The 23,997-nt window shown below is 40.7% G+C and carries 19 protein-coding genes; 13 read left to right on the top strand and 6 right to left on the bottom strand.

Annotation, left to right across the window (positions count from 1 at the left end):
* Window positions 1-14: 14 nt before the first annotated feature.
* From G9Q97_RS01955 to G9Q97_RS01945, 3 genes are read right to left on the bottom strand one after another with little or no spacing between them, the layout of a single operon-like run.
* Complete coding sequence (locus tag G9Q97_RS01955; RefSeq protein ID WP_166142589.1) at window positions 15-197, bottom strand: Arc family DNA binding domain-containing protein; 183 nt, start codon at window positions 195-197, stop codon at window positions 15-17.
* A gap of 4 nt (window positions 198-201) precedes the next feature.
* A complete protein-coding gene (locus G9Q97_RS01950; protein ID WP_166142587.1) occupies window positions 202-684 on the bottom strand; it encodes a hypothetical protein in 483 nt (160 codons plus the stop codon).
* A 3-nt stretch (window positions 685-687) separates the two neighbouring features.
* The gene (locus G9Q97_RS01945; RefSeq protein ID WP_166142585.1) at window positions 688-1,536 is read right to left on the bottom strand and encodes an SPFH domain-containing protein; all 849 of its coding nucleotides are present in this window, start codon (window positions 1,534-1,536) and stop codon (window positions 688-690) included.
* A 763-nt stretch (window positions 1,537-2,299) separates the two neighbouring features.
* Between G9Q97_RS01945 and G9Q97_RS01940 the strand changes: the two genes are divergently transcribed.
* From G9Q97_RS01940 to G9Q97_RS01900, 10 genes are all read left to right on the top strand, one after another.
* Complete coding sequence (locus G9Q97_RS01940) at window positions 2,300-4,711, top strand: S41 family peptidase (RefSeq protein WP_222851893.1); 2,412 nt, start codon at window positions 2,300-2,302, stop codon at window positions 4,709-4,711.
* Window positions 4,609-5,541, top strand: a complete 933-nt coding sequence (locus tag G9Q97_RS24745; RefSeq protein ID WP_222851892.1) for a S41 family peptidase — start codon at window positions 4,609-4,611, stop codon at window positions 5,539-5,541. The genes G9Q97_RS01940 and G9Q97_RS24745 overlap by 103 nt, the downstream gene beginning before the upstream one ends.
* A 600-nt stretch (window positions 5,542-6,141) precedes the next feature.
* On the top strand, window positions 6,142-7,374 hold the full coding sequence (locus G9Q97_RS01935; RefSeq protein ID WP_166142583.1) for an MFS transporter: 1,233 nt from the start codon (window positions 6,142-6,144) through the stop codon (window positions 7,372-7,374).
* A gap of 213 nt (window positions 7,375-7,587) precedes the next feature.
* The gene (locus G9Q97_RS01930; RefSeq protein ID WP_166142581.1) at window positions 7,588-9,465 is read left to right on the top strand and encodes a tetratricopeptide repeat protein; all 1,878 of its coding nucleotides are present in this window, start codon (window positions 7,588-7,590) and stop codon (window positions 9,463-9,465) included.
* A 142-nt stretch (window positions 9,466-9,607) separates the two neighbouring features.
* Window positions 9,608-10,342 (top strand): DUF2589 domain-containing protein, encoded by a 735-nt coding sequence (locus G9Q97_RS01925; RefSeq protein ID WP_166142579.1) that lies wholly within the window; start codon window positions 9,608-9,610, stop codon window positions 10,340-10,342.
* Window positions 10,343-10,349: 7 nt separating this feature from the next.
* Complete coding sequence (locus G9Q97_RS01920) at window positions 10,350-10,634, top strand: hypothetical protein (protein ID WP_166142577.1); 285 nt, start codon at window positions 10,350-10,352, stop codon at window positions 10,632-10,634.
* A 4-nt stretch (window positions 10,635-10,638) separates the two neighbouring features.
* Complete coding sequence (locus tag G9Q97_RS01915) at window positions 10,639-11,187, top strand: DUF2589 domain-containing protein (protein WP_166142575.1); 549 nt, start codon at window positions 10,639-10,641, stop codon at window positions 11,185-11,187.
* A 34-nt stretch (window positions 11,188-11,221) separates the two neighbouring features.
* Window positions 11,222-12,214: a glycoside hydrolase family 25 protein gene (locus G9Q97_RS01910; RefSeq protein WP_166142573.1), complete on the top strand. Its 993-nt coding sequence runs from the start codon at window positions 11,222-11,224 to the stop codon at window positions 12,212-12,214.
* A 228-nt stretch (window positions 12,215-12,442) separates the two neighbouring features.
* Complete coding sequence (locus G9Q97_RS01905) at window positions 12,443-13,552, top strand: mechanosensitive ion channel family protein (RefSeq protein WP_166142571.1); 1,110 nt, start codon at window positions 12,443-12,445, stop codon at window positions 13,550-13,552.
* A 129-nt stretch (window positions 13,553-13,681) separates the two neighbouring features.
* Window positions 13,682-16,117: a right-handed parallel beta-helix repeat-containing protein gene (locus G9Q97_RS01900; RefSeq protein WP_166142569.1), complete on the top strand. Its 2,436-nt coding sequence runs from the start codon at window positions 13,682-13,684 to the stop codon at window positions 16,115-16,117.
* Window positions 16,118-16,174: 57 nt separating this feature from the next.
* Here G9Q97_RS01900 and G9Q97_RS24705 read toward each other — a convergent pair whose 3' ends face one another.
* Window positions 16,175-16,375, bottom strand: a complete 201-nt coding sequence (locus G9Q97_RS24705) for a hypothetical protein (protein WP_187357699.1) — start codon at window positions 16,373-16,375, stop codon at window positions 16,175-16,177.
* 45 nt (window positions 16,376-16,420) lie between these two features.
* On the bottom strand, window positions 16,421-16,594 hold the full coding sequence (locus tag G9Q97_RS24700; protein ID WP_187357698.1) for a hypothetical protein: 174 nt from the start codon (window positions 16,592-16,594) through the stop codon (window positions 16,421-16,423).
* A 320-nt stretch (window positions 16,595-16,914) separates the two neighbouring features.
* Between G9Q97_RS24700 and G9Q97_RS01890 the strand changes: the two genes are divergently transcribed.
* Both G9Q97_RS01890 and G9Q97_RS01885 read left to right on the top strand, forming a co-directional pair.
* Complete coding sequence (locus G9Q97_RS01890) at window positions 16,915-17,709, top strand: alpha/beta hydrolase family protein (RefSeq protein ID WP_166142567.1); 795 nt, start codon at window positions 16,915-16,917, stop codon at window positions 17,707-17,709.
* Between the two features lie 112 nt (window positions 17,710-17,821).
* Window positions 17,822-17,962, top strand: coding sequence for a hypothetical protein (locus G9Q97_RS01885; protein ID WP_166142565.1), 141 nt, complete (start codon window positions 17,822-17,824; stop codon window positions 17,960-17,962).
* Window positions 17,963-18,216: 254 nt separating this feature from the next.
* Here the strand turns inward: G9Q97_RS01885 and G9Q97_RS01880 are convergent, their stop codons facing one another.
* The gene (locus tag G9Q97_RS01880) at window positions 18,217-18,471 is read right to left on the bottom strand and encodes a hypothetical protein (RefSeq protein ID WP_166142563.1); all 255 of its coding nucleotides are present in this window, start codon (window positions 18,469-18,471) and stop codon (window positions 18,217-18,219) included.
* A gap of 542 nt (window positions 18,472-19,013) precedes the next feature.
* Between G9Q97_RS01880 and G9Q97_RS01875 the strand changes: the two genes are divergently transcribed.
* A complete protein-coding gene (locus tag G9Q97_RS01875) occupies window positions 19,014-23,930 on the top strand; it encodes a malectin domain-containing carbohydrate-binding protein (RefSeq protein ID WP_166142561.1) in 4,917 nt (1,638 codons plus the stop codon).
* Window positions 23,931-23,997 lie beyond the last annotated feature (67 nt).

The raw sequence follows: 23,997 nt of genomic DNA, 5'->3' as shown, positions 1-23,997 counted from the left end.
CAATAAATCGACCCTCAATCATTCTCGGAATGGTTTTGCTGGTTTTTTTTGGGAAGCCGGCCTGCTTTTTTTAAAGCATCGTGAATCAGCCACTCCAGCTGTCCGTTGGTGCTTCTGAATTCATCCGCTGCCCACTTTTCCACAGCCTTCATTAATTTCTCATCTATCCTTAGGGCGAAGGGTTTCTTTTGCGCCATTTTATTATTTAACTATTTTCCAATTTTCCCATGCTGCCATCAGTTCTTCTGGTTTTCGGGTGCTCAATACAAAACTACCTTTTTTCAGGTGAACCCTTATGGCATGCCTTACACTGAAGATGTAACGCCACTCCCCTCTCAGGCTGTACCTGATCCCAATACCTCCTGTTCCCCAAATTGCACGGGTAGAAACAGGCTCAATATGCTGAATGCTCTCCCAGGAGTACTTCTTCCAGGAATTGATAAATGGCGGGCTTTTGAAACTTAGCCCCCAATCATCCATCCTGATTTCCAACTTCATGGTCAGTAACAACCATAAAACAGAGCCCATTACCGCCATCAGCAGGGTCAGGGCTAGTGTGCCCTGGAGGCCGGCATCTCCAGAGAGGTCTTTCACCAGCAAAATGATGCCAAAAAATAGCGAAAGAACCAGAATAAAGGGAAGCAACCAGATGTTCCTCAGGTATTGCTCTTCCTTAAACACCATGTTTTATGAATTGAGAGTTCCTACATTCACCACCGGGCTGGCATTTTTATCCGAGCAAAGCACGACCATCAGGTTGCTTACCATAGCGGCTTTCTTCTCGTCTTCAAAATCGATGATTCCTTTGATTTTCAAATCTTCAAGAGCCATCTCCACCATGCCAACTGCCCCATCTACAATCATTCTTCTGGCCGCCACAATGGCTGTTGCCTGCTGCCTTTGCAACATGGCGGAAGCAATCTCCGAGGAGTACGCCAAATGGGAAATCCTGGCTTCGATCACTTTTATCCCGGCATGTTGCAAGCGGTCACTGATTTCATCCTCAAGGGATTTATTTACATCTTCCACTCCGGAGCGCAAGGTTACTTCTGCATGTTCGTCCTCAAAATTGTCATAAGGATAAGTTCCTGCCATTTTCCTAACCGCAGCATCTGCCTGCAGGTGTACAAAATTTTCATAGTCGTCCACATCAAAGGACGCCTTGAAGGTATCCTCCACCTGCCAGACCACAATGGTACCCACCATTACCGGGTTACCGATTTTGTCATTCACCTTTAATGGTTTGTTTTCAAAATTCCTTACCCGAAGGGAAATTTTCTTTTTGCTCATAAAGGGGTTTACCCAAAAAAATCCATCAGCCTTAACAGTACCTTTGTAGGAACCAAAAAGGAGAAGCACCATGGCTTTATTGGGCTCTACTATGAAAAACCCTGGTAGAACAAGGAAAAACGCAAGTGCTACAGGAAGGGCTAAAATAAAGGCTTTTACCGCAAAGGCAAAAATGGTGAGGGCAAGGATGCCAAAAGCTACCAGAATTAACAGGTATCCGGATTGGGGTTTGATCGTTTTTTCCATATTGATTTAATATTGTTTTGATATCATTTCAAATATACGGAATTTTTTTTATTTACCTGATTTCGACTGAATTTCGTTAAAATACTGTCATACCGATTTCTGCATTTAAAAAAATGTTAGGTCTACCGATGACGTGTTTTATTTAAAATTAGGTCGAACGCCAGTTACAAGTAAGTTTTTAATTATCCTGCAGGTCTGAACAAAGTGAAAATCATTTGGATGGTTCAGGAAAGCTTGTCCGAAAGTGGGACACGAGTGTCCGCTTACAGCACCCTTAAGAATAAACTCGGTTGATAAAGTACTGATAATGTGCCTGGTAAAAATATGGCATTTAACTGGATAAATGCTGTCATTGAATGGTTTTAATCTGCGATTTTCCATGAATAATCATTATCTTTATTGTATTTAGTTCTTCAAGATCCTGGGTTTAGCTTAAAATAATGTATCAGTTTGGGTTGTAGAAAAAAATTGCTTTTGAAGTTCAATACAGAATACCAGGCCGCTTTGGTATTCAATCCTTAAATCATTAATACCATAAAAAAACACATGGGCAAGCGATCCGAGGAGGGATGATTATCCAAAATGCAAGATTCTCCCGAGAGTAAAGAAAGGCAATGTGACCATTAAGAAATAATTATAAGCAGATGAAATCGAGCATGACGAAAACGTCACACACTGAGCTGATTATCAAGCATGCGAGATTCCCCGTCCGACTGGCGTCATCCGGGCGGACATATGGTCGCTTAATGACAATTATAAACATATGAAAATAAAAATCTCCGTATTGTATACACTCCTATTGTCCTGGTTCGGGTTGAGGGCAACTGCGCAAATAGAAGCCCGAATTGCACAATATCCGGATGTATCCGAGACGGCAATCACTTTTGCCTATGGAGGAGACATTTGGATGGTACCAAAAAATGGGGGCCTGGCCCAACGGTTAACCAGCGCAAATGGAGAAGAATCGTTTCCGCGATTTTCTCCTGATGGATCTGAGATTGCCTTCAGTGCGAATTATGACGGAAACGTGGACGTATATGTAATGCCTTCAAAGGGAGGTGTACCTGAACGAATCACCCACCATGGAATGAGTGACAGGGTAGTGGATTGGTACCCGGACGGAAATCACCTGATTTTTGCTTCAGGAAGGGAAAGTGAAAAACAGCGTTTTTCCCAATTTTACAGGGCATCTTCTCGCGGAGGACTACCTGATAAGCTTCCAGTACCCTATGGCGAGTTTGGGATGCTTTCTCCAGATGGAAAGAAAATGGTCTATACCCCTAAAAGTCGTGCATTCCGAACCTGGAAGCGGTATACCGGGGGCATGGCTACCGATATTTTTATTTTTGATCTTGAGAATTTTGCTGCTGAAAATATCAGCAACAGCCCATATAACGATGAATTTCCCATGTGGGCTGAAAACGAAAACATCTATTTTCTTTCTGACAGGGGTCAAAACCAACGCAGTAATATCTGGCGATATGACATAAAAGGAAAGTCCTTGCATCAAATCACACACTTTATGGATTTTGATGTGCATTTTCCAAGCCTGGGGTCCGGGAGTATCGTTTTTGAAGCAGCTGGCAAAATTTACCTTTTGGATCTAAGTTCAGAAAAATATGAAGAAGTGGCCATACAGGTCAGTGCTGATTTGGCCACTTTGATGCCCCGAAAGATCAAAGTTGAAGAACAGCTGGCCAATGCCTGGCTGGCTTACGATGGCAATCGTGCAGTGGTGGAAGCAAGGGGAGAATTATTTTCAGTACCCGCCAAAGATGGGGCGGTGATCAATCTCAGTCAGAGTCCTGGTGTTGCGGAGCGCTATCCCTCCTGGTCTCCTGACGGCAGGTACATTGCCTATTGGAGCGATCGCACAGGGGAGTATGAATTAACCCTTAGAGATATGGAGAGCCCCGGGGAGGAAACAATTTTGAGCGATTATGGGCCAGGATACCGTTATCGGATTTTTTGGTCACCGGATAGTGAAAAAATGGCCTTTATAGATAAGACCATGACACTGTACATTTACGATCAAAACACAAAAGTCACCACCCGGGTCGATCAAATGAAATTCCTGTATGAAGGAGGATTGAGGAATTTTTCGGTTTCCTGGTCTCCTGATAGTCGGTACCTTACCTATGAAAAGGACTTGAGTAACCGGAAAACAGCCATTGCCATTTACGACTACCAGGAAAAATCCCTTCAGCAGGCCACATCGGGTTTTTATGACGACCAAAATCCCGTCTTTGATCCCGAGGGAAAGTTTATCTTTTTTATAACACAAAGAAATTTTGACCCTGTATACAGTGATTTTGAAGGAAGTTGGGTATATGTTAACAGCAGTCAATTGGCAGCAATTCCCCTGTCAAGAGAAACGCCTTCTCCGCTTTCCCCTAAAAATGACCAGACTCCGGTGAAGGAAGAAAAATCCAAAGAGGAAGAAGAAACCTCAGAAAAGAAAAAGACAGAGACAGAAACCACTACCATAGATTGGGAAGGAATGGAGGAGCGGTTGGTGATTTTACCTCCTAGGGCCGGGAACTACAGGACTATGGGGGCTGCAAAAGGTAAAGTGACCTATTTGAAATATCCGGTGGCCGGGACCCCGGAGGCCAAGGCCGACCTGGTTTACTATGATGTGGAAGAAAGGGAAGAACATACCATCCTGACAGAAGTGGGCGGGTACCAATTGTCGGCAAATGGTGAAAAGTTACTTGTCAATAGCAATGGATCATTGGCAGTAATCCCAATGAACAAAGACCAAAAAATAGAAGATAAATTACCCCTTTCAAAAATGGAAATGACGCTAGACCCAAAAAAGGAATGGAAGCAGCTCTTTATGGATACCTGGCGTTTTGAAAGAGATTTCTTCTATGACCCCAACATGCATGGGGTAGATTGGGAAGCCATGAAAGATCGTTACGAGAAACTGCTGGACCATGCCATTACCCGTTGGGATGTCAATTACATTTTGGGGGAATTGATCGCTGAAATTTCGGCTTCACATACCTATAGGGGAGGTGGGGATACAGAAAAGGCACTCAGTAAGCAAACAGGTTACCTGGGTATAGATTGGGGATTCAAGGAAGGTGCATTTTATATAAAAAAATCATTCGCGCAGCTGCCTGGGATACCGAGGTCCGTTCTCCCCTGGCCCAGCCTGGCATCAACATAAAAGAAGGTGATTTTATCCTGGCAGTCAATGGCATACCTTTGGATGCAGATAGGGATCCATGGGCTTTATTTGAAGGATTAGCTAAAGAAACAGTTGAACTGACGATCAACCCAAACCCGGAAATTAAAGGTGCGAGGAAGGTATTGGTCAAGACCCTGGCCGATGAAACCCGGCTTCGAAATCTGGCCTGGATAGAATCCAACAGAAAAAAAGTAGCTGAGGCGACCGGGGGGAGGATCGGCTACATTTATGTGCCAAGCACGGGTCAGGATGGACAGGAAGAACTGGCCAGGATGTTTTACGCACAGTTTGACAAAGAAGGCTTGATCATCGACGAACGCTTTAACAATGGCGGCCAGATTCCCGATCGGTTTATAGAATTGCTTAACCGCCCTGCCCTTGCTTTCTGGGCGGTGCGTGATGGACAAACCTGGCAATGGCCTCCGGTGGCCAATTTTGGTCCCAAAGTAATGTTGATCAATGGGTGGAGCGGCTCTGGAGGGGATGCTTTTCCTGATTATTTCAAAAAAGCCGGTTTGGGGCCTTTGATAGGTACCCGAACATGGGGTGGATTGATAGGCATCAGCGGAGCACCAAACCTGATTGACGGCGGTAATGTGACGGTACCCACTTTCCGGATGTATGATCCTGACGGGGAATGGTTCAGGGAAGGTTATGGGGTCGACCCTGATATTAAAGTCCCGGAAGACCCGACCCGGTTAGCACAAGGAACAGATCCTCAACTGGAAAAGGCCATTGAAGAGGTGTTGCGTTTACTGGAGAGTCAACCAAACAATATACCAGCTGTCCCGGCTTATGAAGACAAATAATGTGCATAACTTGTGTTTATTTCAAATTTATTTGTGGAAAAATTGTTTATAAATAATAACTTATAAAATTGCTATTGTAATAACAACTTGCTACATTTAACAGTATCAAGTAAGAGATAAAAGACCGAAAGTAAAATTTCGGGCTAAGGTCGAATCACGGGATTGAGAACAAAATGGGATAAAACTTTAGTGTTGAAGCCTGAAACGGGAAACCGCAGACGTTCCAAAATTCAAGCTTGAAATCCGAAAGGGTTTTTAGTAGTGTTTTAGATCCTAAGGCCATGAACCTGGGCAACTGGGGAAAAGTCACAATAACTGTAGCTTGGCATGATATAAAGACTACGGTCCTTACATTATGGAACGGGAAATATTCGCAAAGAATGCTTCCCGTTTTTGTTTTATTACTATTTCGGAAGCGTGGATTTTTATACCTCTCATTATAAAAGTAACCCTTCCTTCCCTGCCCTCTCAAACCCGTATTTTGTCATTCCTCATAATTTTTTATAAAAGTCAGAAGATAAAATCATTTTTTTATATATTGTCCAAAAGTTTTGATTAATCAACCTCAAACAATATTTAAAACTTCTAAACCCAATCTCAATGAACGAAAACATCAACAAAAGCGCACTCTTTAACGGGAGTTGTTTTGCTTTGATTACCACCGCCTTTACGTTTAGCATCAGGGCCGGCATCCTGCCACAGCTTGGCGAAGATTTTGGCCTTTCGGCATCTCAACTAGGCTTTATCAACTCCATGTGGTTTTTGGGATTTCCGATTTCCATGATTATAGGAGGGATTGTTTACCATTCTTTTGGTGCCAGAAACATCATGCGGGTTGCATTCGTTGCCCATACCTTGGGTATTTTATTGACCATTTACGCTGGTGGTTATACCACCTTACTGATTTCCACACTATTTATCGGGTTCGGTAACGGGTGTACGGAAGCAGCCTGTAACCCCATGATAGCGGATATGTATTCAGGGGTGAAAATGAACAAAATGCTCAACAGGTTTCACATGTGGTTCCCGGGTGGTATCATGTTAGGTGCCATCATTTCCAATGTGATGACCACCATGAATCTGGGATGGGAAGCCCAGATGTGGATCACCATGGTACCAACAGTGATTTATGCCGTATTATTTTATGGAAAAGCATTTCCAAAAGCAAAAGTGGAGGGAGCTACCTCATTGGGCAATAATTTTAAGGCATTATTCAGTCCGGTATTCCTTTTTCTTTTCGTTTGTATGTCCCTTACTGCCATTTCCGAGTTCGGACCGCAGCAGTGGGTTAATATCGTACTGGCTAACAGTGGTGCCAATGCAATGATTATTCTTGCACTGACCACAGGTGTAATGGCCATCGCCAGGTTCTTTGCAGGGCCGGTTGTTGAAAAGCTGGGACAAACCGGCGTATTATTGGCAGGGTCCATCCTCGCCACTATCGGAATTTTCCTATTCAGTATGGTTACGGGTGGGATTGCCTATTTTGTAGCCATCATTTTTGCCTTGGGAGTAGCTTACTTCTGGCCGGTAATGGTAGGTGCAGTAGCACAGCGAGTTCCACTTAGTGGTGCTTTGGGCATGTCTATAATTGGTGGAATCGGTATGTTTTCCACCGCTATCTGGCAACCTATCATTGGTGGATGGATTGATAGTTCCCGAGAAGAATTGTCTGGAATGTATTCCGGGGAGGAACTGGAGCTTATGGCTGGCCAGGCTACCTTACAGAACATGGCCTTATTTCCGGCCATCCTGATCGTACTCTTTATCATATTTTTCTTCTGGCAGAAAAATTCCAAAAAAACGGAAATGGTGAGTCCTGTTTCTCATTAAGAAAAAAACCTACACCATATACTTTAGGGAGCCGATAACAATCGGCTCCCTTTTTTTGACTTAAAACACCTGGCGGCAAAAGGTCCATTTTTCCATTATTATTAAATCTGCGTTGTTTTTGCACCCCCATTGATAATTTAAAAAGGCGTTTTAGGATTGGTTAAATTTTTATACTAAATTTAAAACAGAATATCTGACTGATATTCAAGCCATATGGCAAACCAAACAGCTTTAATCGTGACCAAGGTTACTTTTTTTATACTGGCTACATTTATTCAGTTGGGGAATATTCAGGCGATTGACTTTCACCAGGAGGCAGATAATTTAGACAGCCTTCGCTTGCTTTTGGATCTCTCCAATCAATTGGCATATACCCAACCAGAACAATCCTTTGCCTATGCACTGCAGGCATATGCAACAGCCAGGTTTTCAGGCTCTCCGGCTATCCATTCTGAGGCTGCCCAGGTGCTTGGATACAGTTATTACGATCAAAGAGAATATAAAAAGGCCGAGAAAAAACTTCTTGAAGCCCTATCCATTAGCAAAAGCTACAAGCTGAATAGCTTGAATGAGAAAAACCACAATGCCCTCTATCAGCTTTATCGCAGAATGGAAGATTTTGACAGGGCAAAAACACATATTGATCTGGCACATGACATTGCTATTGCGAATGGAGACCCAATACGGTTGGCAAATATTCTGAAAGGGAAAGGGCAGTTATATAAAGAAATGGGGGTATTGGAAAAAGCAGTGTCAAGTCTCCTTCAGGCCATCCAGGTAATCCAAAATAAGGATGAACCATTGGACTACGCCTTATTCATTGATTGCGAAACGAGCCTGGCACTGGTATATACAGAAATGGAGGATCATGATCAGGCAAGGTATTACCTGATCAGTGCGCTTAGCCATGCAAAGACCCAACAATTACCCGTGCAAACCCTTTACGCGCACCTAAATTTGGGATTGGTTTATAAAAAGCTGGCGGACAACTCTGGGCAGGAAAGTTTGTATGATTCCGCCAAGGAGCATAACAGTCTGGCACTTTCCCTGGCAGAAAAGCAGCATCGAAAACCAGAAATCGCCATGATCCTGAACAATATGGCCTTCCTGGCCTTTGAGCAGCATGATCTTGCCGAGGCCAAAAGACTTCTTTCCAAAGCTATTCCGATTAAGCTTGAAACTGGCAACCACAGAAGTCTGGGTTATGCCTATTGGTTAAAAGGGAAAATTATCTCCGCCGAAAACCAGTCCATGGATGCCGTAAAGGTTTACCAGGAAGCCATCTCCTATGCCCAAAAAGGAAAAGCCCTTTCCCTGTACAGAGATTTGCTTGAAGACCTTTCTGAAGAATACTATAAACAAAAAAACCTACAGGCTTATCGCAATAGCCTTCAGTTAAAAGAAAAATTATCTGACAGCCTGATCAATCTGGAGAAAGCCAAAAATATTGCCAGTGCTGAAATTCTTTACCGCCAGAAGAAAGACCCAAAATCAGAGCAATTCTCGACTGCATTCCCCAAAGAATCAACTGCGTCCATTCAAATAGGTCTCGCCCTACTGGCATTGTCAAGCTTCTTCTTTTTAGTCTACTTTTATTACAAGCTAAGCATAAAAGAAAAATTACTTCGTGTTTTCGATCTACAGCTCAGGGACAGTAAAAAGAAGCAGGAGAAGTTACAAAAAAAACTGCTGGTTTACTCAGAAAACCTGGCCAATTCCCTGAGTAAAAACCAAGAACTAGTTAGGGAGCTGGAAAAATCGGCTATTAACTATGCCCGACAGGAAGCCCTGGAAGCCCTGGCTCAATTCAAGATTTCAAGACAGGAAGATTGCCGCACTTTCAGGTTATTGTTTGAAAAAGCCTTTCCGGGATATTGGGACCGTTTGAAAAAAGATCTTCCCGAACTAACAGAAAACGAACTCATGTTGGGCGCACTTTTCAAGCTGGGATTCAGCACCCAGGAAATGGCTTCGGTATTAGGCATTTCCTACGATGGCACCAAGAAGGCCAGGTATAGGTTTAAAAAGAAAATCACCAACCTTTCAGAAAGCCAAAAAAATGGGCAGTTCTCCAATCGGTTAACCAAATAGCCCGCTAGCGAGGGAATTTAATCTATCACCGGTATTGTCTACTTTTTGTCCACCCCTGATTTTAATACAATATTTAGAAAGAATAGCATATTACCTCCTGCAAAACAGTATACTTATTTTTAACCAAAAAAATCTTAATAAAATGGCAGAAGGTTTAGTAAATATGTCTGATCAATTCAAGGGATTGCCCATGCAGGACCTGATCGGAGGTCCCTTGAATGCAGCAGTTTCCGCGAATGTTAAACTGGCACAAGCAACGGCGGATTTCATCAATACAGTGGGATTTACCCAGGTTCCGGTAGACAAAAAGCCAGGTGAGTTCACTACCGGTGCCGCCCGGATGCTGGACTTTGAATTTGAACGGCCTGGTATTTATGTGCCGGAAGTCAGTGATAAAAACCCAAATCCAACACCACAGCGAACCATAGAGGAGGTAAAAATCCGGGTACCCATGTTGGCAGTAGTACCCATCCCCAATCTTCAGGTAGACACGGTAGACATCACCTTTGACATGGAGGTCAAGAGTTCAACCTCCGAATCCAGCTCTACGGATATGAATGCATCAGCAGATGTATCTGCAAAAATTGGATGGGGTCCCGTAAGTGCCACAGTGAAAATTCATGGCTCGGTGGCTACCCATAAAGAAAATACCAGAAGCTCTGACAATTCTGCCAAATACCATGTGGAAGTAACCGCTTCCAATCACGGTACTCCGGAGGGCCTGGCCAGGGTACTGGACATGATGGCAACAGCTGCAACTCCTATGGATGTAAATGTAGCACCCCTGGAAGCTGCCAGCAAACGAGATCCAAAAACCGGCAAACTGGTGGATACCAAGCCGGTAAGTCCAGATGGGTCCCACCCATCGCTCAGCTGATTTTAAAATGATCCAACAGCAAAACAAGGCAGCTGATTTGGGGGATGTTACCTATGTAAAAAGAGTCAGCATAGGTAACATCAACCCAAACAACCCACTTAATGAAGAACAACAGGAAAATCAAATGGCTTTATTGAATAAATGCCTTAACGAATACCCTAAAGGAAAGATCATCGGAAAAGACATTTCTGTTGGCGTTTTTCAGGTGGGGGACCACCAGATTACCCTCCAGCGAACCACCTACCATGTGGGATTTTTAAGAAAACCTGTTTGGTTGGAGAAAAACAAATAACCTCATGGCGAAAACGATAAAACTGGATAACCTGCTTCAAGCCATTCACCAGTCTGTCCTGGAAGCTCAGTTGCTTACCGAACAGCAACACCTGGAGCAGTTGGACAGGTACTTTGAATGGCCTGAAGATGAAAACAAAAAAAATGAAGAAATGGCGGCCCATATCCATAGAAATGGTGGGATCGCCAAAACCTGGGCAGTTGAAGTACCAAATATGCATCCCGATGCTGAAAAAGGCAGCACTACAACAATTCAGGTTCCATTAATGAGCCTTATTCCCCCAACAGCCATAAAAATAAAAAATATGGAAGTTGAGTTTAAGGTAGCCCTGGGAGATTTGGTGGAAGACCGGAAAGCAGGCAGGAATCTATTCAAAAAAAACCAGCCCCGGGAGGAGGGTCAATCCATTGGAATTGACCTGGGAGGTGTGTCTGGGGGTGGTTTTTTCGGAAAAAAATCTTCCCTGGCAAAAATAAAGATAACCTTTGAGGCAGGAGAACCCGCAGAGTCCTTCCTTAGGATCAATGACCACCTGATTAAATCCATTATCTAAACCATAGGAATGACGAAATCGATCAGCCTGACCTATGAGAAAAAGGGAAATGTACAGAAGAATTATATTTATCATGCTACTTGGTTTTTTTACGATGAGTACCATGATTTTGGTCATCCTACTCCACATAACCGGAATTGTAAACTTCGGCCAAACTGTGCATGAGCACCACATCTACCTCAATCAGAACACCTTAACAGAACAGGGAAATCCTGATTCCAGTCAGTTTCAACGGGCTACACAACCATTGTTTTTTGCAGGCCATTCCACTCCTGGTGAATCCGGAGAAATTACACACAGAGGGCACCACTATGACAGTATACTTCGGATGTTTAATCTGCAGGATGAAGCCTGGAGCCCGGGACACCAAACCCATGGCTATTACGGTATCGATGTTTCTCATTGGCAAAACGCCATCAACTGGTCACAAGTAGAATCAGACTCTCTCCCACACAAAATTGATTTTACACTGATCAAAGCAACACAGGGAAGCAAAGCCACTGATCCCTATTTCCAGGGAAACTGGAAAGCGGCAGGCAAAGCCGGAATACTTCGGGGAGCTTATCATTTTTATCAATATAAAGACCCCCCACTGGACCAGGCAAAGCATTATATCAAACAGGTAAACCTGAAAGAAAATGATATCATACCCATATTGGACATAGAATTGGATTGCACGGGCTGTACCAGCCCGGAAATTTCAAATAACCTGATGATCAAAAATTTGAAAATTTATTTGGGAGCAATTGAAGATCACTTCCAGGTAAAACCCATCATCTACACATATGAAGCCTTCTACGAAAGTCATCTAAAGGGGCATTTTGATGATTATATTTATTGGATGGCTAAATTTTCGAACAAACCCCCAAAATCATTTACCGTAAAAACCGACTCAACAACTATCCTATTGCCCGAAATCGCCATGTGGCAGTTTACCGATTCGGGAAAAATAAAAGGAATCGCAGGAAAAACAGATATGAGCTTTCTTCCGGCCACATTGAAAGACAATATTTTGATTCCGGATTAATTAACAGTAAATCAAGTCCCGAATTCCTTTAAATTAGCGGTTGGTATGCCATGGAAAAATCAAAACGGACATGAAAGGGAAATCCTGGCCCTATCCTTTCCCACTAAATAAGATTTGAATAAAATCGGAATAATTGTAATTTAGAAATTATTGGGGAAAATAAATGCTATATTATTCAATATTATGGTCTTATACCCCTTTTAATTCCCAATCAAATTTCAACTTGCAATGATACAAGATTACTTAAATCAGGAGTATTGGAACAACAGCGTGCAAAGTTATCTCCAGGCCCTTGGCTTTATCCTTTTAGGCATTTTAATTATCAAGGCCTTTAAAAAAACCTTATTCAAGAAAATCAAGCGCCTGACGGAAAAAACCGATAATAGCTTCGATGATTATTTATTTGAAATTATTGAAAAGTTTGTTCTACCTGCCATCTATATTTCAATAGTCTTCTGGGGCATTCAGATTTTAACCCTGAATGAAAAAATGGACTATGCGATTTCCACGGGCCATAAGTTTGTTTTGACCTATTTTTTTATTCGTATAATTGCCAGCTTTATCATCATGGCTCTTCGCAGTTACGTACGTAGACAGGAAAACGGTGAGGAAAAGGTGAAACAGATCGGCGGAATCATCATCATCGTAAACATCCTGATTTGGAGCATGGGTATTCTTTTTTTGTTTGATAATATGGGATACGATGTTACCGCCATCATTACCGGCTTGGGAATTGGTGGCATCGCAGTAGCCCTTGCTGCCCAGAATATATTAGGGGATTTGTTCAATTACTTTGTTATCTTTTTTGACCGGCCGATTGAAATCGGCGACTTTGTGGTTGTGGATGATAAAAACGGAATTGTGGAGAAGATAGGCATCAAAACAACAAGAATCAAAACCCTGTCAGGAGAGGAATTGGTAGTGGCAAACAGTGATCTTACTGGATCCAGGATTCACAATTACAAAAAAATGCAGCGAAGAAGGATACTTTTTAATGTTGGGGTGACCTACGAAACACCTTCGGAGAAATTAAAACAAATCCCTGGATTGCTAAAAGAAATCGTACAAAAGCAATCCCCTGTAACTTTTGACAGGGCTCATTTTAAATCTTTTGGCGATTCCAGTCTTGATTTTGAAATTGTTTATTACATAGAAGTTGCTGATTACAATACATTTATGGATATCCAGGAACAGATAAACTTTGAGATATTTGAACAGTTTACCGCCATGGGTGTCTCCATTGCCTTCCCCACGAGAACATTGTATGTCAGAAATGAAAATGATCAAAGGTTTAATATTGAAACATTTGGACGGGAATTTCAACCTTCTGAAAGTTAGTGGAAATAATGAGAGTAAAAGACAGTTTTACTTGAAAAAGCTAACCTCTCGGGAGCTATATCGTTCTTATCCAAAATCACAATTAATAACTCAGCTTTGGTACAAGGAGCTGAATCGAAAGTTTTCATCATGCATAAAGCAAAATTTTTACTTCTGTTTTTTTTTATTTGGCATAATAGCAAGGTCTATGCTGCAAACTATTATTTCTCATCTACTTCCGGAAATGATGAGAGAACCGCAGAGGAGGCCCAGCATTCCGGCAGCCCATGGCAGACTTTAAATAAATTGAATGAATTTATTCCTCAACTGAATCCTGGAGATTCTGTTCTTTTTAAGTCTGGGGACATATTTTATGGAAGCTTAAACCTGAAAAAATCGGGAACTTCAGAAAAGCCCATTGTTTTTAGCCAATATGGAATTGGCAATCCCCCTATCATTTCAGGGTTTACCTTGCTTAAAAACTGGAAAAAATTTGCTCCTGGAATCTTCTTCACCAATATACCTCAGGCTACTCCTCAAGTCAATTTATTAACACTAAACGGGAAGCCTATGGCGCTGGGGAGATTCCCAAACCAAACCGAAAAAAACAAAGGGTATTTGGTTCCCGATGAAATCAAGGGGAAAAACCAAATAGCGCATCCATCCTTACAGGAAGGGGAGCAGTGGGAAGGGGCTGAGTTGGTTATCAGAAAAAACCATTGGATTATGGACCGGGAACAAATTATTTCCCATCAATCCAATACCCTTACGTTTTTACCTTCATCCAGCTACGAACCAAAAGAAGGATATGGTTTTTTTATTCAAAACCACCTGAATACCCTTGACCAACTTGGTGAATGGTACCATGATGTCAATGCAAACAGACTTTATATATGTTTGGAGGACCAAAACCCTGATAAAATATCCATTAAAGTCAGTACAAAAGACAATCTTCTCACCACACTTACCAATACCAGACATATTGTTTTTCATGGGATACATTTTGAAGGGGCAAACAAAGACGCCATATTGATAAGAGGTGGCGATTCGATGCATTTCATTTCAGTCAAAATAGAAAATTCAGGTGAAAATGCTGTAATGGTTGAAAATATGGACCGTTTTCGCTTTGAAAATTCAACGATTCTTAATGCTCAAAACTCGGGTGTTTACCTGAGATCCGGAAATTATCAGGCAACCATAAGCAACAACCATATCGAAAACACCCATGTATTTTCGGGGATGGGGCAAAGCGGAGACAATAATGGATACGCCATTTTTAGCGTTTCAGACGCAGATACCATCTCCAACAATACCATCAAGAATTCAGGTTATGTAGGCATTGGTTTTAGAGGAAGCAATACTTTGGTAAATAACAATTATATCAATGGTTTTTGCCTTGTAAAAGGTGACGGCGGTGGGATTTATTCCTACACTGGCGGTACCCGCAAGCAGTATCTCAATAGGAAAATCATCGGTAATATAATTCAAAATGGCGTTGGAGCAAGAGAGGGAACATCCCTTCAAGGTTCCGATTTTCCAGCTCCTGCAGAGGGAATATACCTGGATGATGATGCTGCAAACATCCTGGTAGCTGAAAATACCATTTCTGGCATCGCCAACAAAGGCATTTACCTGCACAATACCAATAATATTGAAGTAAAGGATAACCTTGTGTTTGATGCATCCTATTTGATTTTTCTGTCAGATGATCATTTGGGACAACCCCTGGAAAAAGTCGTGATCAAAGACAACACCCTCATAAAAAAGACAGCCCACCAAATTGTAATGGGAATCAGATCCGCTGATCCGGATTTTTCTGTTATTGGGTTTTCGGATCAAAACCACTATATAGATCTTCTTGGGGATGGTGCTACATTTCAAGTTCAGAATATCGCCACGAAAAATGAATTGTACTTTAATCATGATAACTGGGTAAAGAAAACGACGTGGGAAGACAACACTACCCAGACTATCCAGGCAGCCCCCAGCCCGCTTCCTGCTATTGCTGAAACCCACACCATTAAAAATCTGGATTTTTCAAGCGATGCTTCCGGAATATATTGCCTCAAGAACTGCAGTTTAACCTGGGAAAATAATGGTTATATTTCCGTTTCAAGGGATAATGAGGTATCAAGTTTAAAATTAGACCTGGGACCAGTAAAAAATAACAAATACTACCTGCTCACATTGATAGCCACTTCCAATGAACAGGCGATTGGGGAAATTTATTTGCGACAACGCGGTGCTTCTTACCAAAAATTAAGTCATGGAAAAACATTTATTCTAAATAAATCTAAGAAAGAACATAAAATATTAATACCCGAGCCCCGAGAAGATAGTGATGCTTCTTTAATATTGAACTTTTCCCAATCAACAAATGAAATCAAGATTGATAAAATCAGTTTTGATGTCATAACACCGGTTCAGGAAACCACCAATCTGGATAACTTTCTTTTACTTTCCAATCCAAATTCCCAACCAAATCAATTTAAGTTGGGAGCCCAATACAAAGATGTGAAAGGAGAACCCCATTCTGAAAAAATAATTCTTGGACCTTATGAGAGTGTCTTTCTGATACAAGAATAGCCTAAACCCAAAATTTTTTTAAACAGTTTTTTAACCCGGCTTGTGCATTAGGACTCGCTATAGCCTGTCAAGGTTATCGGGAAGACTGATAAACGAAAAGCGAAGCATCGAAAGTAGGTAGATAGTTATAGGAACTGTATCCGAGAAAATATTGAATAACTTGTTCCGCTCTGCAGGATACATGTTTTCAGTAATCTGGGCACCTGTTTCCCGATAATCCGGATTAAGCATTTGTATGATGATCACTGCGTCAATCACGACTCTGGGGTTCACAAAGGGTCTTCCATTAGCTTTAGTCTTGTTTCACTTGTTGTACATGGTGACCAGGTCATCCCAGGAAATCTGCTTACTGAGTACCACCCATCGGTTGGATGGGTCCAGATGGTTGTAGAATGGTGTCTCAAATCCTTTAAGAGAAAGCTGGTTTGGGCTGGTATATTCGCTGCGTGGTGCACGCCTTTTGGTGGTCTTTCGCATAGTTACTTGCACTTGTCGACCCTTTAATTGTGAAAAAAAAACTCTAAAAACCTCCAAACCGTAACTTTATATTTCCTAGCAGACACTAAATAGAGGTTTATTGGAATTAAGCAAAATTGGGAAAAACTAATAATTTCATGGTCTGAATTTATTTCAAAAAAGTGAAAAAGGTAGCAACAAAACATAAGTTTGAGTTCTCCAGGTAAAATTAAATTTTAGTACATTTAAGGAAGTTTTTGACAGCCGGGAAAAAAAGTGCTCCCAAAGCGCCCTCTGTCTACAGGCTGAATCCCGTTACCACTCATTAAAAAAGACACAGAATGAATCGGAAAAAAAGTGTTGTTTTAGTTTTATTAACAGTTTTAATTGCGATAACATCATGTCGGGATGATAAAGTATTTGCAGAGTATGAGATAAAAGAATTTACATTTAAAGGCCGTGATGCAAAGATTGTTTTTCCAAATAAACAGAATCAAAATAATTACTGGATATGGAGAGCAAGGTTTTGGGGCCATGAGCCGCAGGTAGACAAAGCGTTACTGGAAAATGGATTTCATCTTGTTTATGTGGATGTTTCCAATTTGTTTGGAAACAATGAAGCAGTAGTGTTATGGAATGAATTTTATAATCACTGCATTTCAGAATACGGACTTAATCATAAAGTAGTATTGGAAGGAATGAGTCGTGGTGGATTAATTATTTATAATTGGGCATCAAAAAATACAGACAAAGTTTTTTGTATTTATGCTGACGCACCTGTTTGCGATATAAAAAGTTGGCCGGGAGGTATGTATAGTGGAAGTGGAAGTCCAGAGGAATGGAAACTTTGCTTAGAAGCATATAGTCTTGACACTATTTCAGTCAAGACATTTAAAGATATTCCAATAAATAATTGTGTAAGTATAGCGAAAGCTGGTATTCCAGTTTTACACGTTTATGGCGATGCGGACACGGTCGTGCCTTTTGATGAAAACACAAAATTATTAGCTGAAAAATTTAAAAAAGCTGGAGGAAGAATTGAGATTATTAGAAAGGAAGGTGTTGGACATCACCCACATTCTTTAAAAGACCCAAAGCCAATTGTTGATTTTATTTTAAAAAGTATTGAACAATAAGACTTTTGAATCACACCCAAACAGAGCCGGCCTTCTGAATCTTGGCCCTGAGATAATCCTCCATGTGTTAGGCTTCCTTAGGAAGGTGTTTCAGGTAAACACTCTCCACTGATTGAAAAAGCTCCTTTCTACTAGCCCCCTTGCCTTAGAAAAGCAGGTATTTGAAGCCATCCAATGGTTTGTGGATCTCCTTGTTCAGCTTCTTAAAAAGATGAAGGTCGTCTCCTTTATTGGATGGTATATCCTCAAGTAGACCAGTTGTCCGGAGTTCTCTACCAGCGTCATATTTTGTGTTGAATAAGCTGTTGTGGGATTGATAACACAATTGAAGTGATAGGAGGATTCCTTCAGTTAACGGTTGATATCAGGTTCATATTTGCTGGCATGGTTAACGACCGATTTAAGGTTGTCCGGTACGATTGTTTTGGGAGCCCCGACGTAAAGTGCCAAAGTATGGTTCAGGATCGGCATCAAGTTTTCCTTTTTCTGGCTCATAGTAGCCTTTACCTAAGCTTGGATACTATAGGGCTCCGTGGCCAGAAAAACTTCCGCGGGCTTTTCTTCTCCGGTTTCCCTGTCGACAATATGCATCTTGGTACCGGCATAATCAATAAAAATTTCTTTTCCGGGCTCATGGTCAAGCTTCATGGAACTTCTGATCCTGGCATATTTACGGTTAAAGCGTTCCATAAGCTGGGTATAACTGTAAGCTGTAATCCCTGTAATGATAGAGAAAGGTGAAGCCAGAATGGTCGTGCGCATGGTTTACTTTTTAAATATAGGCCATCAGTTGGTCGAATCTGGTATTTTTAATCGTGGGACGGGATGGGAACCGCTCAGAGCGGAGCAGCACCAGTAAAGACTGAAACCATTTTTTCAAGTTTCATCGTCCATCCGCTCTAATTCCTTCCAAAATAATGAGGTTTCCAAAAATGCCTTAAAAAAATCATTTTTTTTTCAACACCTCATTTCTGGATTATCGGCAATAAAAATAATTCCAAAAACACAATTGAAATCACATAAAGAAATTATACAATTTTTCGATCCCCTCTTACCACGTGTTGTTAAAAATAAAATTTGGTATTAAGAATATTATACCCTTTATTATCAAAATAAGATGTATTTAAAGAATATCATTTTGATATATATGAAATTCAAAAAATTTAATTGTAAAGGCTGAAATACCAAATTAAGACTTTATAAACCAGAAAAGATTAAACAAAATGAATATTCTCTCTAAAAATATCAAGACAGCAAAAGCACCAAAAACTCTAATTGATTCAAAACTTTTAAATGCTATTACGATGAAAAAACTAATTTCAATCATGCTACTGCTCCTGGTGACCGCTGCGGTTCCTGCCGTCAGCCATGGAGCTAGTTACTATTTTTCACAGCAATCCGGAAACGATTCCAGAAGTTTTGCCCAAGCGCAAAACCCGGATACTCCCTGGAAATCTATCGAAAAATTAAACGCAATTTTCCCATCTTTAAAACCCGGAGATAAGGTATTATTTAGAAGGGGAGAAGCATTTTTTGGTACCATTGTAATGAGCAATTCGGGTATATCAGGTAATCCTATTGTAATTGGTGCTTATGGAAATGGAGAAAGACCCATAATAACCGGTCTTGTGGATATAAAAAATTGGAAATCCCTGGGCAATGGAATATATGAGTCTGTGCAAAGCGGACTTAAGGCCCAAAAAACAAATATGGTGGTGATCAATGATCAGGATATCGAAATGGGTAGATATCCAAATAGCAACAGCAGCAACAAGGGATACTTGAATTATGAATCTACTTCCTGGAACAGCATTACAGACAAAGAGCTTAGCTCATGGCCAAACTGGACCGGTGCCGAAGTGGTTATTCGAAAAATCTATTGGATCTTGGATCGCCATAAAATCACCTCCCATTCCGGAAGTACCATAACATATGCTTCGAACAGCGAAACCAACTATCAACCAAAAGCGGACTTTGGTTATTTTATCCAAAACCACATCAAAACTCTGGATCAGAAAGGCGAATGGTACTACGATGAAAAAAATGCCAAAATAAATGTTTATTTCGGAAATGAATCTCCATTTGGAAATACAGTACAGGTAGCCACTTTAGACTTGTTATTAACGCAGGTGAAAAGGGTAGATCATGTAATCGTTGAAAACCTACACTTTCGGGGAGCCAATAAAGATGCGATTTCCCTTTCCAATGGAAGAAATGTAAGTTTGAAAAATTCAAAAGTAGAGTTTGCCGGAGTAAATGGGATCTTTGCAGAAGGAAACGACCAACTGCTTTTAGACAACAATGAAATAACAAATATCCATAATTCAGGATTAGATTTAAAATCCTGTGACGATCCTGTGATTAAAAATAACCTGATCCAAAACATTCAGTTATATCCTGGAATGGGCAAATCCGGAGATGGTAATGGGTTCGGTATTTTCTCCTCGAATGACAATAGCCGGATTGAAAACAACCAGGTCATCAATTCCGGTTATGTAGGCATTCGATTTGGCGGAAATAATAGTCTCGTAAAAAATAATTTTATAAACCATTTTAATAAGACCAAGAATGATGGCGGTGGGATATATGTGTACACTGGCTCCGGAAACGAGACTTATTACAATAGGAAAGTAATTGGGAACATCATTTTAAATGGACATGGAGTAGTCGAGGGAACCAATATCAGGTCTGCTTTGGCCAAACCCCAATCAGAAGGTATTTATCTTGACGACAACACCACTGGAGTGGAAGTGGCCTATAATACAGTTGCCAATGTCTCAAGCAAAGGCATTTACCTGCACAATGCACGTCATAACAATATTCACCACAATACAGTCTATAACAGCACTTATCAGTTATTCTTTAGAAACGACGAGATGGGTGCTGATATCAGCAATAACACAATAGAAAACAATATATTTTTCTCCCAAAATAGTGAGCAGAATAACCTGAATATTAGCTCCATCAAAAATGATATCGGTAAAATGGGGGCGTTTTCTAATAATGTGTATGCAAGTCCCCTGACTGATAATTACCGGATCATTAATAGGTACAACATGGGAACCAGTTATGATGTTACCAAAGTATTGGATCTGGAAGGTTGGAAAAACCTATATGGGATGGATGCAGGATCAAAAATCCACCCTATTAATATCCCATCCTATGAAGTAAATAATTTATTAGGAAGCAACAAATACGATAATGAGGGATTTGACAAAGATGCCAACTACGTGACCACAAAAAATTCCAAAACTTATTGGGCTAGCCAGTCTAAACTGGATGGTGGAGCGCTTCGTGTGATCGGTTCCGGAAACTTTGAATTAAATGTTAGAATAGGAAAAGTTGAAAAGGGAAAAAATTATTTGATAAAGTTCAGCGGTATCGGCAATAAGAATTTTGCTGGAAAAACATATTTCAGACAAAAATATTCTCCCCATAACATCATCAGTGCAGTCAGTGCGGTGGAATTCAGCAACGAAAGAAATGAATATGAAATTTTATTGAGTCCTGCTTCTTCATCCGATGAGACTGTTCTCTTATTTAATTTTACCAATGTTAGTAGCGCAGATTTTCAAATAGATAATCTAAGCGTTCATGAAGCGGATCTACGTTTGACTGATCCTGAAGAGATGATTTTCTTTGCCTATAACGATAAGAATACTGAGAAATCCATTAGCCTTTCAGGAGAATATGTTGATATGAATAACAAGCCCTATTCAGGAAGTGTAAAAGTGGCTCCTTTCCGATCAATCATTTTAATCAAAACTTCTGATAAAAACATTTCCCAGCCTGAACCTATACAGGAGGCAAGAGTGATCATTCCCGAATATGGTTCAGGTATGATTGAGGGAGATGACCTTCCCATCACGCTGGCTGTAGATGAGGGCAGAGAGTTGGATGTGGAAAGGGTAAATTACTATTATTGCGAAAAACTGATTTCCACCGAAGAGGATACTCCTTTGGCCAGTATCTGGAAAAGTATTCCCTATGGAACTCATTATATTTATGCTGAAGCAGTTGACATTTACGGAAGAACGGTCTTTTCGGATAGCGTAGCTATTCAGGTGAAAAAAGAAAATGTTTTACCAATAGTTAATTTCATTGATCCGCTTGATGATTTAATCCTTAAGGCTGGAGAAGAAATCCAGATAAAAGCATCTGCTATAGACCTTGATGGTTCTGTGACTCAGGTAAATTTGATGGTAAATGATAAGATCGAAGCCTCTTCAGAATCAAGTCCTTATGAATTTAGCTGGAAATCCACTGCTGCAGGAACTTATAGCCTATTCTTGCAAGCCGTAGACAATGATATGGCGATTGGGATTTCTTCCCCTGTACAAGTGACTATAGAAAATATTGCTGATGACATTTCAACCTCCCCCAATGGACCTTCCGAACCTGCTGAAAACAACACAAATCCAGATTCAGGGTTCAGTCTTTTCGTGAATTTGGGTACACAAAAAGAAGTTTCATATCAGGAAAATTCATTTCTTGGAGAACAGGTAGTAACCAGCAGTATCACTGGTAAAACCTATACTTATTCCAATACCAAATTTAGTGAAGCCTTGTTTCAAACTGAAAGAAATGGTGAGGAATTCGCCATCTCATTGGATGTTCCGAATGGCACCTATACAGTAAAAACATACCATAACGAACTTTATTTTGGACAAGGTGGTCCATCTGCAATGGCAGGGAGAAGGGTGTTTGATATTGAATTGGAGGGGAAACAGGTGAAAAATAATTTTGACCCATACCTCGAAAATAACAATAAGCCTACAATATTGACTTTTACTACAGTACAAGTGAATGATGGGAAACTGGATTTAAATATGGTGGCATCCAGTAACAGGGCTTCCATTTGTGGCTTGTCCATAGTTGCCGAAAATGATTTGGTTCCGGTATTGAGATTAAAAACGGGATATAACCAATCGGTAAGCTATGGTGGAGAAAACTTCAAACCAGATTATAACCTGAATTATTTCAGCACATCATACACCTACAGCAATAGCCAGGCCAGTGAAGAAAAGCTGTTCCAACATGAACGAAATGCACTTGTGTTAAAGTACAGCATTCCAGTAGAAAATGGGGTTTACACGGTAAAGACATATCACAATGAACTTTATTTTGGAAAAGTCGGACCAGCCCAAAAAGCAGGCAACAGGGTGTTTGACCTGTCTATTGAAAACAAACTCGTAAAAGATGATTTTGATCTTTTTGTAGAAAACAACAATCAGGAAACGATCCTGAGTTTCGAGAAAATTCAGGTAAATGATGGGGTATTGAACCTAGATATGGTTGCTAGTAAGAACAGGGCTACTATATCAGCAATTGAAATATTCAAAGAAACAGGTGAAATACAGGAAGCAGAGGAAACCAACCATGTTTTCCTATTAAACACTGGAGGCAAAACAGATGAAATCCTTTCCGGAGACATCTTCATTGCAGAGGAAGGTAACAAGTCCTACTATAATTCAACCTCCTACCGCTTTGAAAATAGCCAGGCATCCCAGGAAAGGATCTTCCAAACCGAAAGAAACGGCGAAAATCTACAATATGCAATCCCGGTTCCAAATGGAAAATACACCGTACTGACCATGCACAATGAACTTTGGTTTGGCCTGATGGGTCCATCTGCAAATACCGGAAGAAGGGTTTTCGACATTGTATTGGAGGATAAAATGGTAAAAGCAGGATTTGATATTTATGCGGAAAATGCCAATGCCCCCACTATCCTGGCTTTTGAAGATATTGAAGTAACTGACGGTATTTTGAATCTGAAAATGATAGCCAAAGAAAACAGAGCGAGTATTTCAGGTATAGCCATCGTCGGAACAGGAGCTAAAAGTGGAATAGCAGGTGCAAACCTAAGGGGATACAGGGAAATGTTTGGTAGAGGTTATAAAGAAATGATTGGCCGTGGGTATAAGGAAATGGATCTTTATGTGGAAGAGGCTATTGAAAATGATATTAAAATCTACCCTAACCCGGCAAAGGATAAGGCTATTCTGCAATTGGGTGAAGAAATAGGTCAGGGAAGGATTTTAATACACAATATGAGTGGACAATTGGTCAGTTACTACGATTTGGACTGGATCAGATCAACATCATCTCCAAATAAATTTACAATTCCTTTAAACAATATTTCTCAAGGAGTATACTTAATTAGCGTTTCAAAAGATCAAAGCATTATTGGCAGACAAAGGCTAATTGTTAATCCATAAAGCGCAGAGTACAGTTGAAATTTAAACAAAAAAGGCAGGGACTAAACCCTGTCTTTTTTTTTGTTCT

The organism is Cyclobacterium plantarum, from assembly GCF_011290685.1.
GTDB classification, from domain to species: Bacteria; Bacteroidota; Bacteroidia; order Cytophagales; family Cyclobacteriaceae; genus Cyclobacterium; species Cyclobacterium plantarum.
Note: the sequence above shows the minus strand (reverse complement) of the source record. Positions and strands in the feature narration are given on the sequence as shown.

Excerpts from the sequence above, each read along its gene's own strand:
- G9Q97_RS01875 (WP_166142561.1), top strand. The coding sequence starts at position 19,014 with ATGAAAAAACTAATTTCAATCATGCTACTGCTCCTGGTGACCGCTGCG.
- G9Q97_RS01945 (WP_166142585.1), bottom strand. The coding sequence starts at position 1,536 with ATGGAAAAAACGATCAAACCCCAATCCGGATACCTGTTAATTCTGGTA.
- G9Q97_RS01900 (WP_166142569.1), top strand. The coding sequence starts at position 13,682 with ATGCATAAAGCAAAATTTTTACTTCTGTTTTTTTTTATTTGGCATAAT.
- G9Q97_RS01930 (WP_166142581.1), top strand. The coding sequence starts at position 7,588 with ATGGCAAACCAAACAGCTTTAATCGTGACCAAGGTTACTTTTTTTATA.
- G9Q97_RS01915 (WP_166142575.1), top strand. The coding sequence starts at position 10,639 with ATGGCGAAAACGATAAAACTGGATAACCTGCTTCAAGCCATTCACCAG.
- G9Q97_RS01920 (WP_166142577.1), top strand. The coding sequence starts at position 10,350 with ATGATCCAACAGCAAAACAAGGCAGCTGATTTGGGGGATGTTACCTAT.
- G9Q97_RS24700 (WP_187357698.1), bottom strand. The coding sequence starts at position 16,594 with ATGCGAAAGACCACCAAAAGGCGTGCACCACGCAGCGAATATACCAGC.
- G9Q97_RS01940 (WP_222851893.1), top strand. The coding sequence starts at position 2,300 with ATGAAAATAAAAATCTCCGTATTGTATACACTCCTATTGTCCTGGTTC.
- G9Q97_RS01910 (WP_166142573.1), top strand. The coding sequence starts at position 11,222 with ATGAGAAAAAGGGAAATGTACAGAAGAATTATATTTATCATGCTACTT.
- G9Q97_RS01935 (WP_166142583.1), top strand. The coding sequence starts at position 6,142 with ATGAACGAAAACATCAACAAAAGCGCACTCTTTAACGGGAGTTGTTTT.
- G9Q97_RS01880 (WP_166142563.1), bottom strand. The coding sequence starts at position 18,471 with ATGCGCACGACCATTCTGGCTTCACCTTTCTCTATCATTACAGGGATT.
- G9Q97_RS01890 (WP_166142567.1), top strand. The coding sequence starts at position 16,915 with ATGAATCGGAAAAAAAGTGTTGTTTTAGTTTTATTAACAGTTTTAATT.
- G9Q97_RS01925 (WP_166142579.1), top strand. The coding sequence starts at position 9,608 with ATGGCAGAAGGTTTAGTAAATATGTCTGATCAATTCAAGGGATTGCCC.
- G9Q97_RS01905 (WP_166142571.1), top strand. The coding sequence starts at position 12,443 with ATGATACAAGATTACTTAAATCAGGAGTATTGGAACAACAGCGTGCAA.
- G9Q97_RS01950 (WP_166142587.1), bottom strand. The coding sequence starts at position 684 with ATGGTGTTTAAGGAAGAGCAATACCTGAGGAACATCTGGTTGCTTCCC.
- G9Q97_RS01955 (WP_166142589.1), bottom strand. The coding sequence starts at position 197 with ATGGCGCAAAAGAAACCCTTCGCCCTAAGGATAGATGAGAAATTAATG.